This window comes from Cupriavidus sp. SIMBA_020, assembly GCF_046535395.1.
GTDB lineage: Bacteria > Pseudomonadota > Gammaproteobacteria > Burkholderiales > Burkholderiaceae > Cupriavidus > Cupriavidus campinensis.
This window is the reverse complement of sequence record NZ_JAWRWU010001619.1, coordinates 1-237: the sequence shown is the minus strand read 5'-3', so window position 1 is coordinate 237 and position 237 is coordinate 1. Positions and strand designations below refer to the sequence as shown.

1 pseudogene is annotated in these 237 nt (G+C 64.1%); it reads right to left on the bottom strand.

Features of this window, described 5'->3' with window-relative positions:
- Positions 1-237, bottom strand: a pseudogene (locus SB751_RS35095) (hybrid sensor histidine kinase/response regulator); the annotation flags it as partial.

Genomic DNA, 237 nt, shown 5'->3' with positions numbered 1-237 from the left:
AGCCCTTCATCACGTTGAGCTTCGATTGCAGGACTTCGTAGCGCAGCCGCACCTTGTCGATGTCGCGGTCGCTGCCGTCGGCGTAGATCAGCAACTGGCTCTCGAAACGCGAATAGGCGAGCTGCATCTGCGCGGCGTCCCAGTACAGGCCGTCGTAGTTGCCGGTGAGGCGCTGCACCACCTGCGGATTGAGCAGGTTCGCGTAGAGCAGATAGCCGACCGCGGCGAGCGGCGGCG